General features: G+C 68.1%; 12 protein-coding genes and 3 pseudogenes. 10 read left to right on the top strand and 5 right to left on the bottom strand.

Annotated elements, in window-relative coordinates; all coding sequences use genetic code 11:
* Positions 1-186: 186 nt before the first annotated feature.
* Positions 187-696, bottom strand: a complete 510-nt coding sequence (locus AC5WRT_RS37830) for a hypothetical protein (protein ID WP_496095623.1) — start codon at positions 694-696, stop codon at positions 187-189.
* Positions 697-872: 176 nt separating this feature from the next.
* Positions 873-1,157, bottom strand: a complete 285-nt coding sequence (locus AC5WRT_RS37825) for a LexA family protein (protein WP_496095622.1) — start codon at positions 1,155-1,157, stop codon at positions 873-875.
* A gap of 89 nt (positions 1,158-1,246) precedes the next feature.
* Here AC5WRT_RS37825 and AC5WRT_RS37820 point away from each other — a divergent pair, with 89 nt between their 5' ends.
* From AC5WRT_RS37820 to AC5WRT_RS37800, 5 genes are all read left to right on the top strand, one after another.
* Positions 1,247-1,924 carry a TetR/AcrR family transcriptional regulator gene (locus AC5WRT_RS37820; RefSeq protein WP_496095621.1) on the top strand — a complete coding sequence of 226 codons (678 nt, stop codon included), beginning with the start codon at positions 1,247-1,249 and terminating at the stop codon, positions 1,922-1,924.
* The gene (locus AC5WRT_RS37815; protein ID WP_496095620.1) at positions 1,902-2,057 is read left to right on the top strand and encodes a hypothetical protein; all 156 of its coding nucleotides are present in this window, start codon (positions 1,902-1,904) and stop codon (positions 2,055-2,057) included. Before AC5WRT_RS37820 ends, AC5WRT_RS37815 begins: the two co-directional genes overlap by 23 nt.
* A 107-nt stretch (positions 2,058-2,164) precedes the next feature.
* Complete coding sequence (locus AC5WRT_RS37810; protein ID WP_496095619.1) at positions 2,165-3,043, top strand: ABC transporter substrate-binding protein; 879 nt, start codon at positions 2,165-2,167, stop codon at positions 3,041-3,043.
* Between the two features lie 361 nt (positions 3,044-3,404).
* Positions 3,405-3,698 (top strand): muconolactone Delta-isomerase family protein, encoded by a 294-nt coding sequence (locus AC5WRT_RS37805; RefSeq protein WP_496095617.1) that lies wholly within the window; start codon positions 3,405-3,407, stop codon positions 3,696-3,698.
* Between the two features lie 212 nt (positions 3,699-3,910).
* Entirely contained in the window at positions 3,911-4,801 is an 891-nt protein-coding gene (locus tag AC5WRT_RS37800) for an NAD(P)H-binding protein (protein ID WP_496095616.1), read from the top strand.
* Between the two features lie 326 nt (positions 4,802-5,127).
* On the opposite strand, the pseudogene AC5WRT_RS37795 reads toward AC5WRT_RS37800, so the two are convergent.
* Positions 5,128-5,920, bottom strand: a pseudogene (locus AC5WRT_RS37795) (IS5 family transposase); the annotation flags it as partial.
* Between the two features lie 103 nt (positions 5,921-6,023).
* Here AC5WRT_RS37795 and AC5WRT_RS37790 point away from each other — a divergent pair.
* Positions 6,024-6,414, top strand: a pseudogene (locus AC5WRT_RS37790) (aminoglycoside phosphotransferase family protein); the annotation flags it as partial.
* A gap of 41 nt (positions 6,415-6,455) precedes the next feature.
* On the opposite strand, the gene pdxR reads toward AC5WRT_RS37790, so the two are convergent.
* Both pdxR and AC5WRT_RS37780 read right to left on the bottom strand, forming a co-directional pair.
* Positions 6,456-7,841: a MocR-like pyridoxine biosynthesis transcription factor PdxR gene (gene pdxR / locus AC5WRT_RS37785; RefSeq protein ID WP_496095631.1), complete on the bottom strand. Its 1,386-nt coding sequence runs from the start codon at positions 7,839-7,841 to the stop codon at positions 6,456-6,458.
* Between the two features lie 827 nt (positions 7,842-8,668).
* A complete protein-coding gene (locus tag AC5WRT_RS37780; protein ID WP_496101050.1) occupies positions 8,669-8,929 on the bottom strand; it encodes a hypothetical protein in 261 nt (86 codons plus the stop codon).
* Between the two features lie 322 nt (positions 8,930-9,251).
* On the opposite strand from AC5WRT_RS37780, the gene AC5WRT_RS37775 reads away from it, so the two are divergent.
* From AC5WRT_RS37775 to AC5WRT_RS37760, 4 genes and pseudogenes are all read left to right on the top strand, one after another.
* Entirely contained in the window at positions 9,252-11,234 is a 1,983-nt protein-coding gene (locus tag AC5WRT_RS37775) for a SpoIIE family protein phosphatase (protein WP_496095614.1), read from the top strand.
* Between the two features lie 481 nt (positions 11,235-11,715).
* Complete coding sequence (locus AC5WRT_RS37770) at positions 11,716-12,387, top strand: TetR/AcrR family transcriptional regulator (protein ID WP_496095613.1); 672 nt, start codon at positions 11,716-11,718, stop codon at positions 12,385-12,387.
* A gap of 518 nt (positions 12,388-12,905) precedes the next feature.
* Positions 12,906-14,960 carry an AfsR/SARP family transcriptional regulator gene (locus AC5WRT_RS37765; protein WP_496095612.1) on the top strand — a complete coding sequence of 685 codons (2,055 nt, stop codon included), beginning with the start codon at positions 12,906-12,908 and terminating at the stop codon, positions 14,958-14,960.
* Positions 14,961-15,197: 237 nt separating this feature from the next.
* Positions 15,198-15,534, top strand: a pseudogene (locus tag AC5WRT_RS37760) (cbb3-type cytochrome c oxidase subunit I); the annotation flags it as partial.

Here is a 15,534-nt window from a genome sequence, read left to right as displayed (position 1 = left end):
TTAGGACTCCTGGCAAAATGAACCGCTTGCGCCTTGTGGTGACAGGCTGTCAGTTGATGGGGACAAACGTGCCGACATCTTCCATGGCACCGTGACGATGGCCTCGATCAGCCTCTGGCTACGGTCGTGATCAGCTGCCATCCACCGGACTGACTCCGGTGTCGTCCCCGTCTACCCGATGGGCGCTCAGCAACGGGACCACGCTTCTCGGGGTAGGAAGTGAGGAAGGTCGTCCAGCGCCTCACGGGGCATGACCACCGGCCGCGTGAGCAGGTGATCGCCCGCGCGCTGCACATCCAGAACGATGCCCAGCGATTCCGACACAGGAACTCCAGCGTCCAGGTAGGAGAGGTCCGAATCCGGCTCGCGGTCCTCGGCACGGCCGATCATCCACTGCTCCAGAACGGAGGGAGCCCGGCCGACCAGGGCTTCCCCCTCCACGACGACTTGGGGTCCTCGCAGCGCATCGACCACGACGCCGGCCAGCCGTTCCTCCCGGTAGTAGAGCTTCAAACCGAACTCTCGGTACACGCCCTCCTCGACGGCGTCGACGCTCTCGCCCGCGCGACGGCGAAGCCTGTGCGGCTGAGCTTCCCCGGTGATACCACTCAGTGCCTCCGACGTCTCGTCGGGACCCATACCGAACGCCAGCGGCCCCACACTCACGAACGGATCCGGAGTGAATGCGTAGATCACTGTGCATGGCGCTCTGACCTGCGGCGGAGTCCGTCGAAGGGTGTCGGACACGCGGACTGTGTCGGAGGTGTCTGGCGTCTTCATGTAGCTCGTCCTGTCGGTACCTGAGGCGGTCGCAGGCCGCTGCCGCGGTAACCCGCCACGCCAACTACCGCGGCAGCGAGATGCCTTGACCTCTACCGCGGCGCACGCTCCGGTCGATGCCCCGAGCTGTTCCATCCTGTTGATTGGTACGCCACGGACGGCCTACTCGGCAGGCCGACGGCTTGACCGATCTCTTGTGCCGAGGGCGTCTCTCCGTGCTCGGCGATCCAGTCCTTGATGCACTTCAGGATGCGTGCCTGAGGCTGAGCCAGGTGATCGTTCGAGACACTTCTTCTTCCTGGAGGCTGGTCTGACGTAGTCCCCTCGTGACCGTCCGTGAATGGTCGGCCTGCGTGTTCCAAATGACCAGGAACCACGGCGGGTTGCCGGTTGCCGAGGCAGGGCTCTCGGCCTCACAGGCCGGCGTGCCTTGACAGACCAAGAGTGGGTGGTAACTATGGAAACTATGGAAACTGATTCCGGCTCCATAGTTTCCGAGCGTCAAGGGCAGCGTGTTGATGTGATCATCGAGGCGGCCGCCCAACGATTCCTAGCGCCAGGCTTCGCGCAAGTGAGCATGGACGATCTCGCTCGGGAGCTCGGGATGAGCAAGAAGACCATCTACCGCTACTTCCCGGACAAGCGCAGCCTGCTGACCGCGGTGCTGGACCGGCAGTTCGAGGCGGTAGAGCGCACGCTGGTGACAGCGGCCGAGGACACGGAAGGGCGGCCGTTCGATGTGCGGGTCCAGCGGTTCCTAATCGCGGCGGGCGGCGAGCTTGGGCGGATCGGCGCGGCTCAACTCGCGACCGGGCGGGGCGGCGATGCGATGCTGCGCCGGTACGTGGAGCAGCGCACGGACGCGGTGGTCTATCAGCGGCTCGACGAGCTGTTCCGGGACGGCCACCGGCAGGGACTGCTGCTTGCGCCGCCCGAGTTGCTCAGCGAGATCACCCGCGGCGCGCTGGAGCGGCTGTCTGCCTCGCAGTTGCCGCACGCACTGGACTGGACGGCGGCAGATCTGCTGCGGGCGACCGTCGACACCGTGCTCTACGGGGCGATCCGTTCGGCACCCGGCGTCGACGACGACCAAGTAGGGGCGGTCATTCCGACGGCCCGTGATGAGGAGGAGGTGGGGTCATGACCGGGTCAGCCGTCAGAGTGGCATTGCCTACCCGGCCGACGTCGCCCAAGCGATCGTCTTCTACGCCGGCGAGGACAACACCTTCATGACCGGCACCACGGCCGCGGTCAACGGCGGGATGTTCATGTACTGAGGCGTCACTGTCCCCGCACACGGGGCCAATGGTCGTCCCCGCACAGGGGGCCAATCGCCCCGACCCGGGCCGCATCTGGCACACCGCCATCTCAAAGGAAAACTCTCATGCACACAATCGATCTTGCCTACGTCGGGCGGGGCCCGCACGAGGAGCTGGTCACTTACATTGCCGACCAGGAGGACTTCTACGCTGACGAGGGCGTCCACGTCGCCGTGCGCGACGGCTGCACCTGGGATGCGCAGCGGCTGCGTCATGGTGCAGTCATCGGACTCGGCCGGACAGTGCTGTCGCGACTGAGGGATGGCATCCCCTGGGTCGCGCTTAATATCAACACCTACCGCCCGCTGTTCTGGATCCTCGCCCGCTCCGGTATTGCCTCGGTGGCCGACCTGGCCGGCCGGCGGGTGACGGTACACCCCCCTCACACCGGACCGGGGTGCTTCACTCGGATCGTGCTGCGTCAGGCTGGCCTCGACCCGGACCGCGACGTCCAGACCATCGTCCGTTGGCCCGGCGACTTCGGCATGGACCTGCGCCAGCTGGAGGAGGGCAGTATCGACGCCGCCGTGGTCGGCGACACCCTGGCACCGGAGGCGGTCGCCGCCGAGCACGGTTGGCAGGTACTGGCCTTCTTTGGTGACCACTTTCAGATCCCCACCGTGGGCGTGGCCGTCGACCCCACCTACACCGATCCGGACGACCCCGCGGTTCAGGCCGTCGTACGAGCCCATCTGCGCGCCCTGAAGGTGATCCACAACGACCCCGACACCACGGTGCGGCACCTACAGACGTTCCTCGGGCGACACACCGAGGATGAAGTCCGAGCCCACTACGACGCCTACATCGCATCGCAGTTCACCACCGACGGCCGAGTCGACCTCGCCGTCGGCGTTGACGCGATCAGCGCGGTCGCCGCCGAACTCGGTGTCCCTGCCACGTTCACTGCGGCCGAGTTCTACCGCACCGCAACCATCACGCCCTAGACAAGTCTGAGCGAATACGTTCAATGGTGGCTGGCGATCACGCGCTGGGCTACGCCTGCGGTGGCACCTTGGACGGTGCGTACGCCGCGTTGTTGCAGTTCGAGGCGCCCTTCACGATGCCGTTGACCGACTTCATGAGTTGGCCGACCTTCGTGAGCATCGGCCCGCCGGGCCACCTCACCTCCCGCTTGCGGGAGAGCCGCAGTAGCTATGCCCTGCGCGCGGGCGTCCGCTCGAACGGTGTCGGTGACCAGGAGGAAGCCCGGGCGTTCGCCGAGGGGCTCGCAGACGGTCGTGAAGCCCCGCGTTCCCCGTAGAAGCAAGGCAAGAAGCACCCGAATATACGACGGAGGAATAGGCCATGAAGGAGTTCCTGGTCGAGATGACCATCAGCGTGCCAGAGGGGACCAACCAAGCAGAGGTCGACAGGCGCCGCGCCGCCGAAGCTGTACGGGCCAAGGAGCTCGCCGCCGAAGGCCACTTGTCCCGGCTGTGGCGTACGGTCGGGGAGCCTCGCGTCATCGCCGTGTGGCGCGCCGCCGACGAGGCGGAATTGCGTGAGAAGGTCCTCGGAAGCCTGCCCCTGTGGTCTTGGGCGACCGCGGTCATCACCGCTTTGCAGCCGCACCCCAACGATCCGGGCTTGACCGGCTGAGTCTTCGGGTGCGGCACGCCACTGCCGCGGCTCGCTGCGTGGATCGCGACCGCTGCACTGAGGCGGGGAGTCCGGCCCAGGGGCGTGCGCGTGGTGGTGAACTACCGCGCCATCGCACATCCGGAAGACGCAGCCGAAGGCGTTGTTTCTCGCCAGACGTAATCGGAAGCAGGAGTGCCGCGATCGACAGCGGCCGCACATGGAGGGAACCCATGACTGAAAAGAACCCGGCCACGGTGGCGGTCACGGGGGGGACCGGGGCGCTGGGCAGCCGGATCGCGGCCCGACTCGCCGACCATGGCGTCCCCCAACTCCTCGTCGGACGCCACCCTGACCGCCTGCCTGAACTGCCGGACGCCCAGCGACGCGGTCCGGCCGCGTACGCCGACGCCTCGGACATGCGCAAGGCATTGGAGGGCGCGGCGACTCTTATTCTGGTCTCCGGCCACCGCACGGGGCGCCGGCTGGAAGAACACGCCACTGCGGTCGAGGCCGCGATCGCGGTCGGCGTGGACCGGGTCCTGTACGTGTCCCTCGTCAGCGCGGCGCCCACCGCGACCTACCTCAACGCCCGCGACCAGTGGATGACCGAACAGTTCCTGGCAGGGGCCGGGATCCGTCACACGGTGCTTCGGGCGGGTTTCTACACGTCGACGCCGGCTGCCCTCGCCGACGAGGACTTCGTCGTGAGCGGCCCCGCGAGCACCGGCCGGGCCGCCTTCGTCACCCACGAGGACATCGCCGACGTGATCACTGCCGTCGCTCTCGACGAGGGTCCGCGCTCCCAGTACGACGGCGCGACGCTTGAGATCACCGGGCCTGAGGCCCTGACCCTCGACGAAGCGGTCACCCGGATCGCCGCGGCCACCGGTCGGCCCTACCGCTACGAATCCGAGACCGTTGAGGAAGCCTTCGCACGGCGATGGCGGCAGGGCATGAGGGGGGAACAGATCGAGACCTGGATCTCCTGGTACCAAGCGATCGAGAGGGGCGAGGTTTCCGTGGTCACCGACGTCGTCCCCCGGCTCACCGGCTCACCGGCGACCGCGATCTCAGACGCAGCCTGGTGGCCCGCACCAAACACCGCGCGCGGTACCCGCTGAGCACAGGCGGGCACGAAGCCGAGCGTCTCCACTCCGGTGGACCGCTGCGCCAGCGGGAGTCAGTGAGACTGACTCCCGCTCTCTCATGTCGGCATTCGCCCTGGTCAGAGCCTGATCGTTGCTAGCTGACCGGCGAGTCCCCCCCCGCAGGATTCGAACCTGCGCACACGGCTCCAGAATCCATTGCTGCCGTGCGTCATTCGCCAGCACATGCCACCACTCGAACATGGCCATGGAGACTACGGCAGTGCCACGGCCCCGGGGCCACCGGCCGCAAGGCCCACCGGACAAGCTCTAGTTGTTCTGTCCAGGGAGGTCTTCAAGCGGCGCCAGCAGATGATGGCGCAACCGAGGATGAGGAAGGCTTCGTGGAGATCGTCACGGATCTCCCAGCGGGTGCGCAGGCGGCGGAACCAGTGCAGGAGGGCGAAGGCGGCTTCGACGACCCAGCGGTGGACGCCGAGTCCTGAGCCGTGATCGGTGCCCCGGCGGGCGATGACTGGGCGGATGCCCAGTCCGCGCAGGCCGCGGCGGTAGGCGTCGTAGTCATAGCCGCGGTCGGCATACAGCGCGCCGGGGCGTCGGCGGGGCGCCCGCGTTTGCCCCTGACCGGTGGTACGGCGTTGACCAGGGGCATGAGCTGGGTGACGTCGTGGCGGTTGCCGCCGGTCAGTGTGGCGGCGAGCGGAATGCCGTGCGCCTCGGTGATCACATGGTGTTTGCTGCCGGTCCTGCCCCGGTCCACCGGAGATGGCCCACTCTTCGCGCCGCCCTTCATCGCCCGCAGGTGCGAGCCATCCACCGCGGCCCGGGAGAAGTCCAGCATGCCGGCCGACGTAACGCGGCGAGCAGCAGCTCGTGCAAGGCCTGCCACACCCCGGCCTCATGCCAGTCACGCAGCCTGCGCCAGCACGTACTCCCCGAGCCGTACCCCAGTTCCTGCGGCAGGAACTCCCAGGGGACCCCCGTGTACAGGACGAACAGGATCCCGTTGAGCACCCGCCGGTCATCCAGCCGCTTGCGCCCCGGATACCGGGTACGCCGCTCTACCACCGGCAACAGCGGAGCGATCCGTTGCCACAGCCCGTCCTCGACCTCCCACGGCCTGCGCTGTCCCATACCCACCCCGATCCGATGGATGTAGGCGCAACACCGGCTGACGGCCTGTCATTCCAAGGCGTCAACGCCTCATTTTGCTATGATTCCTTAGCGCGTCGGTGACGTGTTCCTGAAGGCGGACGCGGATCAGGCGCGCGTCGACGTCGAGGCGATGGCCCCCGCGCCGGTCCCGACCCTGACGGACCTGTGGCGCAAGCCGCCCGTGCCGGCGATCGCCGCGCTCCCGGGGCCGACGCTTGGGTGCCTCGCCGGGCCGTCGACCGGGACCTCGGCGGCGTGGACCGCGGCGGGTGCCGCCATCCGGGAGCTGGACGACGCGCCGCTGCCGCCCTGGCCGGGCCGGGTGGGGCATCGTCGCTCAAGCGGCGGAACTCGACGGCGAGTGCGAGTCGCTCGTGACGAACGGCGTCCTGCCCGCCGACCTGGTCACCCGCCACCGTCGGCTTGCCGAGGCCGCGCTCCGGCCGCCGACTCCGGCGTTCACGCACGGTGACCCGCTCGAGCTCGGTCCGGGTGCCCGGCTACTCGGGGCGTGTCAGGAAAGGATCCGTACGAGTGCGGAGAGCGCCCGGGGCCACGCGGTGTCGGAAGGCACCCCGTATCCAACGACGAGGGCATCGGCCATGACGTTCAGGGACCGTTCATGGCGGTATCGAGACAGGCCAGCCACTTTGAGGCCTTGCCGGGTTGCCGACCGAAGGACCCGCTGCTCGGTCCCGGGCGGCAGTCCGAGCACGGTGTGCAGGCCGGCCGCCGTCCCGATGACGCGCACCTTCGGGGCGTGCCGGGCCAGGGCTGCGACCAGGGCGTCTCGTCGATCGCGGTAGCGCCGACGGGCAGCACGTACGTGACGGTCGTAGGCGCCGGAGGTGATGAATTCCGCCATCGTCAGCTGGCTGAACACCTCGCACGAGTCGATCTGCCCCTTGGCCGCCACGGCTTCCTCAGTGAGCGTGGGGGGCAGCGCCATCCAGGCCAGCCGCAGGCCAGGAGCAAGCGTCTGGCTGGCGGTACCCAGGTAGACCACGCAGTCGGGGTCGAGTCCTTGGAGTGCCCCGACAGACTGGCGGTCGAAACGGAACTCACCGTCGTAGTCATCCTCCAGGACCAAGCTGCCGGTCCGTCTGGCCCATTCCACGACAGCCGTGCGGCGATCGCGCTCGAGCGCCGTGCCCACAGGGAACTGGTGAGCCGGTGTGAGGAGGACCGCATCGGTGCCGACGGGCGGCACTGGGTCGGTCCCGTGGGTATCCAAGGGGAGCGGGAGGGTCTTCAGCCCAGCAGCCGCCAGAAGGCCGCGGTACCTGTCCAGGCCGTAGGACTCGACGGCGACGTTCCTGGCTCCCCGCCCGGCCAGGACTCCGCTCAGGATCTGCAGGCCGTGGGAGACGCCGGCGCAGATCAGTATGTGCTCGGGACTCACGCACACGCCCCGGGCTCGAGCGAGATGGTCTGCGAGTGCGGCCCGTAGTTCCGGCCGACCGCGGGGGTCGCCGTAGCCGAACGCTTCGTCGGGCGCCGCGGCCAGGGCGCGGCGAGTGGCCTTCAGCCAGGCTGCACGTGGAAAGGCGGTGAGGTCGGGGTTGCCTGGGATCAGGTCGTGGCCGGTGTCGCCGGGCGGCTCGGCGGCCGAGCGCGCCGAGACCGGCCGACTGATCATCCTGTCCGCCACGAGTGTGCCCGAGCCGCTGCGGGCGGTAAGCCATCCCTCGGCGACGAGGTCGGCGTAGGCGTCAGCCACGGTGTTGCGGGCAAGGCGGAGGTCGGTGGCGAGCCGGCGGGAGGAGGGCAGCCGTGTCCCCGGGGCCAGGCGGCCGGTGCGGACGGCTTCGCGCAGGGATTCGGCCAGCGCACGGCGCACACCTCGTCCAGCTCGCAGTAAATCAATCTCACATGCATCCCGTAGCTGCGCTGGATCGATCGTGGTGCGGGCGTCGGGGGGCTCGACAGTGGCCGCGTCGTTGGTCGGAACACCGACCGGGCCGCCGGACAGCGGGTGGTCGTCGACGGCCGTGGTGCGCTGGTTGTCGTTCGTCAGATCAGCAGTCACGATGCGAACCTCTACACTCGACGCACCTGCTCTGCTGGCGTTGGCGGTTTCGTCGAGTTGGTCGGCGGTGCGGGCGAGAAGGATGACATCGACGCCGGCCTGGGCAAGTCCGGTCGCGTCGCTGCGCCAACGCCGTGATCGGATCCGGTGAATCAGCGCGGTCTTGCCAACAGGCCCGGCTGTCGTGCATCAGGGTTCCTTTCAACACGGTGTCTGGGATGGGCTCTTCCACGCCCCGTGGCGCACCACGCGACTCCGATGAGCGAGACGACCTACCCGATGCCCTCTGCGCGTATCTGATGAGCGTCGATCCTTCGCGCCGTCTTACCTGAATTTCTTTGTTGCCCTTGTTCCTCGATGCCCTCGCGCCCTACCCCCTGTCGATCGGGAGCTGACCCAAGGCCGGGAAGCCGGCGATGCGATCTCCTGCTCTTCGTAAGGATGTTGGTGACCATGTTGTGGCGCCGTAAGGCCCAGGCCGATTCAGTTGTCCGTACATCGTGTCCAGGGTGACGTCACCGAAGCGGTCCGTGATGTCGCTCCGTTCAAGATCGTGTGGCGGGGTGCGCAGTACGCCGAGTCGTGCCCTCACCGCTGAGAGGCCGACCAACGCGGCGGCAGGGTAGCGGCGGGCATCGGTGGGGATGGTGCACAGCCGGTAGGCACCGGTGAAGACAAGACGGTGCCGTACGCGTAGGTCACCGTGATCCGCGCGTCGACGATCCGCATCCGCCGCCGATCACCGACACGTACGAGCCATGGGTGAGCCGGGCCAGGACCGGAGCGCCGGTTGCCGCGGAGCCGTTGTCGGCGTGGACGCGGCTGATCCGTGCCTTCAGCTCGGCGTCGCGGACCGTCCTGGCACTGGGGGTGCCCTTCTCGGCGGCGTAGTAGGTGCTCGTCGCGATCTTCATTCTGCGGTCGGCCAGGACGCGGCGGGTCGACTCGACTCCGAACACCTGCCGGTGTGCGTCGATGAACGCTACGAGCGCTTCGACGGCCGGTCGAGTTCGGCCGTGAAGAAAGCCGACGCGGCCTTCAAGATCTCGTTCGGGCACCGCAGTTCCGCGTTCTCGGCCCGCAGCCGCGTGATCCCCGCGGCCTCCTGCGAGGTCGTGCCAGGACCCCGACCAGCGAATGATTCCGCCACAGCGGCAATCTCTCCACGGGTAGCCTGCTGTCGGATGGCCTCCCGCTTTGCGCCCTGTCGCATGCACTGCTGGTGGACGCGACCTGCTCTGCGGCAGATACTGAAGGACGACGAGGTCATGTCGCTCGACGATGGGCAGTGAGCAGCGAATGGACGCCTCGGACGAACTTCTTCAGATGGCCGTACCGTCGGCTCTTTTGACCCTGGACGGAGCTGTCCGCAGCCTCAACACGGCGATGGCCAGGACACTGGGCAGGTCAGTGGAACAGTCCGTGGGCCGTCGCTTCAGTGATCTGTTGCCCGCAAGCCAGCTGACTGCGGTCGGGAGTCTCGCGGCCCACGCCGCTACGACGAAGACGGTTGCGATGCGGGTGCTGGAGTTCCCCGGGCACGGTGCAGCGCCTGTCGTCTGTCTTGTCGAGGCGCGACCGGTGAACGATCCCATGGGCGGCGCTTCGCTGGTGTGGGTGCACTCGTTGGACGCGGGAAACGACCTGGGCGGTCTGGTGATCCCGTTCCGGTTGGCGGCCGAGGCCGCCAACCTCGGTCTGTGTATGTATTCACCCCAGGAGCGCGAGCTGGAGTGGTTGGGTGGCGCACCCGCCTTGGCGGAGCTGTTCCCAGAGGCCTCCATGTCGTTGTCCGAGGCCGTTCGGCGAGTCCACCCCGAAGACCGCGGGGCTCTGCGGCGGCTCGTGCGTTCGACGGTCGCCCGGTCCCCCTGGATCAGGTTGCGGTTCCTTACCGAGCGTGATGGGTGCCACCATCTGGTCTGCCAGGCCCGTCGGATCATTCTGGGCTATGGCGGCCCTGAGCGGATCTTCGGGGTGATCCGTGACGACACCAAGAGGGAAGCGCGCCGGCGCAGAGCGTTGGTGGCGCTGAGTGCTGAGCGGCAGCGAGCCGCCGAGATCGCGGCCTTCTCCTCGGCCGTGATGACCGCAGTCACGGAGCAAGAAGTACAGCAGGTCGTCCTGACCAGGCTCGCCGCGGCCTTCGGTGGTACCGGCGCCGCGCTGGCGTTCACCGCGAAAGGCCGTCTGCGCGTCTCCTCCGATGCCGGGATCCCGATACCGGTGGCCGCCCTGCACGGCCTGCCGCTGGACGCCCCCAGCGCTCTGCCCCATGTGATCCGCACCGGCGAGCCGCAGTTCATTCCCAACCGGGAGGATTACATCCGCCGCTGGCCGCACGGGGCCATGGTGCCGTACCTGGACCGGCTCGACTCCGGCTTCGCCATCTCGATCACCTCCCTCAGCCCGGGTGGCGATCAGCCGCTCGGGGCCTGGTTGGTGACCTACGACAGCGAACACCACTCGTCCCCGGACGAGCGGGCCCTCATGGGTACTCTTGCCGACCTTACAGGCCAGGCACTGAAACGCGTCAGGTTGCAAGAGGCACGAGTCGAGCTGGCCACGGCCCTCCAGCAGACCATGCTCCCCACGCTGCCGGAGCACCTCCCAGGTCTGGAGGTCGCGGCCCGCTACCAGGCAAGCAGAGACGGGCTCGACATCGGCGGCGACTGGTACGACGCCTTCGTCATGCCCGACGGCGCCGTCGCCCTGGAGATCGGCGACGCCCAAGGACACGACGTGGACGCCGCTGCAGCCATGGGACAGGTGCGCGCCTCCATGCGCGCGATCGCTGCCCGCGAACCGGATCCCGCGACCGTGCTGACGCGCACCAACGAGCTGCTCGTCACGATGGACTCGGCTCGATTCGCCAGCTGCACCCTGCTGCGTATCGACCCGGGCGACGGACGGGTCACCGGTGCCAGCGCCGGCCATGTGCCGCTGCTGTACGCACGCGACGACGGCAGCCACAGCATCCGTGAAATGCCGGGCGGCCCGGTGCTGGGAGTCCTGCCCGACGCCGACTACCCCGAAGGAACCTTCACACTGGGCAAGGACGCCGCGCTGGTCATGGTCACCGACGGCGTGGTCGAAGGGCCGACCCTGACACTGGACGACGGACTGGAGCGAGCCGGAACGCTGGCCGCCCAAGCAGTCCACGACGGGCTGAGCGCCGAGGAGACCGCCGACCGCATCCTCGAGGCCGGGGTCGCGGTGGACCACCTCGACGATGTGGCAGTGCTGATCATCCGACGCACATGATGGCACCCGCGTCCTCACACACCATCTGTACGGACCCCTTGCCGGAGTCCCCCTCCCGCTGATCCGCCGAGCAGCGTGTTTTCCACGACTCGGCCGAGCCGGCCGCAGGAGGTGCCCTGCGGTCCCAGTCACCCAGAGCCCTGGTCCGGAAGATCGAGTCGTGGATGGCGTCTGGCCTGCTGAGTCGCTGACCGCGCTGTCGTGCGGATCCCTCGTGGCTTCCCCTTGTTCACCGGAGTGAGTGTGGTCCGTCGGTTCATCCCGCGGGCCGTTTCGGCGCTCGGTCGGGTGGCCGTTACGGTCGAGACTCGGCTGCCGCGTCGACTGGGCGCGAGGTGCCAGTTCTCCGATCGCGGGGCTCGCCGGGACGGCGGGGCCCGGGGCGATGACTTCAGGCCGAATGGGCGAGGGCCGTGGACAAAAAGGGACCTTGAGGTCCACTCTGGATCCTGCTAGCGTTCGCACCAGTAATCTGGTCAATATGGCGGGACAGGCGAGCGACAAAAACGGCTCCCGGTTGACTGAGCGCGGGCGGGCGACTCAAGAGCGCATTTTGAGGGCCGCCGCCGACATGATGTACGTCAAAGGTGTGAGTGCTACGACCCTCGACGATGTCAGGGCGGCCAGCGGAACGAGTAAATCCCAGCTCTACCGCCACTACCCCGACAAGGATGCGTTGGTGCGGGACGTTGTCGCGTTGCAGGCTGTGGAAGTGCTCGAACGCCAGCACCAGCTGTTGCGGCGGCTGAACTCCATCCGCGGGCTGGAGCGCTGGCGGGACGCGGTGATCGAAAACAATGCACTCCGAAACGGAGCGTATGGCTGCAGGCTCGGCTCCCTTGCAGGCGAGCTGGCGGATCAGGACGAAGAGGCGCGCCAGGCAATCGCGCGGTACTTCGACACTTGGAAAGGGCTCCTCGAGGTCGGCCTCACGCGGATGAAGGACTCAGGGGTCCTCCACGCCGACGCGGACACCGGAGAGCTCGCCACCGGCCTCATGGCCGCCCTTCAGGGCGGCTATCTCCTTGCCCAGACGGTCCGGGACATCAAACCCATGAGGATCGCTCTCGATATGGCGATCGGCCACATCAAGGCATATGCCGTCCCCTCCGAGGACGGCAATTCGCCCAAAGGTGGCGCCGGAGGACGCTGAGCCGTCTGGGGCGAGGCGGCGCCGACAGGCCCCGGTGCAGCGCCGCGAGCGGTTGGGTCGGCCCCCTACCGACTGGACTTCAGCGTCCACCCAGCGGACGACCTGGGCGTGACAGCGGGACGACGTGTTCGTCCGCACGCTGCCTGGGCCGCATGCGGCCCAGGCGCCAACGCAAGGTGGCGGTCCCCGCGCAAAGGCGGGGCCCTTTCCATCGAGCTCTCCGGCCGGACGGAAGGCGGACAGGTCCGTCTTCCACGCCGGAGGTCACCGAGTGGTCCGCCAACCGCCACCCGTTGCGGCTGCGCGAACACATACAGCCGCCCACCGGGTCCTTGACGGTGTGCGAGCCGGTCCGTTGTGCCGAGTTGCTCGACCGCGACCAGGACGCCGCCGTCCGGGCATGCCGGTGCAGCGCCATGGCGGCCGTGTCACGCCAGGTGCCGTTGTGACCAGCAATGAAGGGACCATTTGGTCCAGAAAACGGGCTGATCTGCGGTACGTTTGGAGAGAGCGGTCCCTTGCGGACAGCCAAGCAGTCAAGTCTCACAAGCGTCTCCAGGGCGGTAGACACTATGCATGCAGGTGTCCAGTTCTCAGTGCTCGGCCCGGTCCGGCTCTACAGGCGGGGGAGCGAGGCCGGAGCCGGTCAGCCGAGGCAGTGTGCCGTGCTCGCTTCGCTGTTGCTCAGGGCGGGCAAGCCTGTGAGTCTCTCGAAACTGGTGGACGACGTGTGGGGCGACGAGGCCCCACCGTCGGCCGTGGGCTCCGTGCGCACGTACGTTTACAGGCTCAGGCAGGCACTGGGGGAGCAGAGTGACAGCTCCGTGAGCCTGGTCGACGGGGGCTACCTGCTGCACATCCAACCGGACGCTCTGGACCTGAACAGATTCAAGGAGCTGACGGCAAGGGCGAGGGAGGCACGTAGCACGGGCGACCTGGAGTCTGCGTCGAGTCTGCTGACGGAGGGCCTCGAGATGTGGAAAGGAGTGGCCCTCGCCGGGGTCCCGGGGCCGTTCGCGGACCAGCAGCGCAGCGTCCTCGGCGAGATGCGCCTCGCCTGTGCGGAGGAGCAGCTCGCCTGCGAAGTCGAGAGAGGGCACTACGCCGAGGCCGCCGCGGAACTGTCCGCTCTGCTTGCCGAGCACCCGCTTCGAGAGCGCGTATGCGGCCTCCTCATGACTGCGCTCTACGGCGCCGGCCGGCAGTCCGAGGCGCTGACGATCTACCACACGACCAGTCACCTGCTGCGTCAACGCCTCGGCGTCAGCCCGTCGCCGGAACTGCAGCAAGTCCACGAGCGCATCCTTTCCGGGCGATTCCAGCTCCCGCAGAGCGCCGACCGCCCGAAGGCCGCGCCGGCGGCGTCCCCGCCGCACGCCCCGGCTCAGCTCCCGGCCGCCCTGCCGAGCCTCGTCGGCCGTGAGGGAGAGCAGGAGCAGGTCGAGCGCTTGGCTGCCGATGCGGAGGCGTCGTCCTCCGTGGCCATCTGCACGGTCGGTGGACTGGCCGGCGTCGGCAAGACGGCTTTCGCCACCACCGTCGCGCACCGTCTGGCTGACCGCTTCCCGGACGGCCAGCTCTTTGCAGACCTGCAGGGAGCCGGACCGGAGGCCGAGCCGCGGGACCCCGCGCAGGTGCTCGAGGACTTCCTGCAGTCGTTGGGCGTCCGCGTCGAGGACATGCCCGAGACCGCGCAGGCACGGGGGCTCATGTTCCGCGGCTTGCTGGCCAACCGCCGAGTGCTCGTCCTGCTCGACAACGCATGGAACACGGATCAGATAAAGCATCTCCTCCCCGGAGGCCCCGGCTCCATGGTCCTTGTCACCAGCCGCATGCAACTGCACGCGCTCGTCGCTGCCTACCAGGCACTTCCCCTGACACTCATGCCGCTGAGCCAGACGGACGCACGCAGCCTCCTCTCGCGCCGACTCGGCGCAGCGAGGACAGCAGCTGAACCGGAGGCCGTCGACCGCATCATCCGGCTGGCCGGGCAGCTCCCCTTGGCCCTGGCCAACGTCGCCGCCCGCGCGGCGTATCGACCCCAGCTGCGTCTGGCGAGCCTGGCCGACGAGTACGAGGCGCCGGAGCACAGCACCCTGGACGCCTTCGCGAGCGACGAGGACCAGACGCTAGACGTCCGTGAGTCCATCACCCGCTCGTACCGCCTGCTCGACACGGAGACAGCCGCGCTCTTCCGCGATCTGAGCGCCTGCCCAGACCCCATGTTCGCGGCATCGCAGGTTGCGGACCTGGCAGGACGGCCGGAGTGTCGGGTCCGCCAGGCCTTGTCGCGCCTCACCCGAGCGCACCTCGTCGCGGAGATCGGCCCGGGTCGGTACAGCTGGAACCGGCTTGTGGCCGCCTACGCAGTGGAGCAGGCCGGGCAGAGGTTCCTGGACCAGGGCAAGCCGGCCCGTTCCTGGGGCGAGCAGGGGCCGGCATTCATGTCGTGGTCGCAGGCACCCTGCGGAGACGCTGCCACGGCCAGTAGCCGGGACCGAACAGTTCCCGAAGGGGGGCATGCCCTACGGGGCGGCACCGTTCTACGAGAAAGAACCGACCAAGGAGTGTGAGCGCCGCGGCCCCTTCGTGCGGTTCGACGGCGGGCGGACCGGGTCCGGCCTGTGCGCCGCGATGTACCGCGCATGGGCGGCAGGAGAGTCTCCACCACGGCTGCGTTCACCGTCCACGACATGATCGCGGAGGCCCTCCAGGAGCTTCCGACGCCAGGGAGCATCTCGTCCGTGGGAGTGCAAGGCTCCGCCCGGGCCCGTCGGCGGCCGAGGCAGAACAGTCGGCGTCGGTGCCCCTACCTCGTCGTAGCGCACTTCCACTACACCCTGTTCGGCACAATCGTCTTCGCCGTGTTCGCGGGCTTCTACTTCTGGTGGTCGAAGATCACGGGAAAGCTGCTCGACGAAAGAGGTCGGAAATTCCTTCCGGACGCTCTTCGTAGGATTTCAGTGCACATTCCCGGTGCAGCACGGGTTGTGCTCGGAGGACATGCCCCCGGCGCTACGCGCACTATTGGGCAGCCGATGGATTCACGGCGCTCAACACGTCTGCACCATGGGCGCGTTCCTGCCGAACTTTTCGATGCTTCCGTTCCTGTACAAGGTATGGAAGGCATCCCCTTACGCGCTCAAG

Source organism: Streptomyces sp. NTD91 (assembly GCF_059510455.1).
The sequence above is the reverse complement of the archived record's forward strand: the minus strand, read 5'-3'. Positions and strand labels throughout refer to the sequence as shown.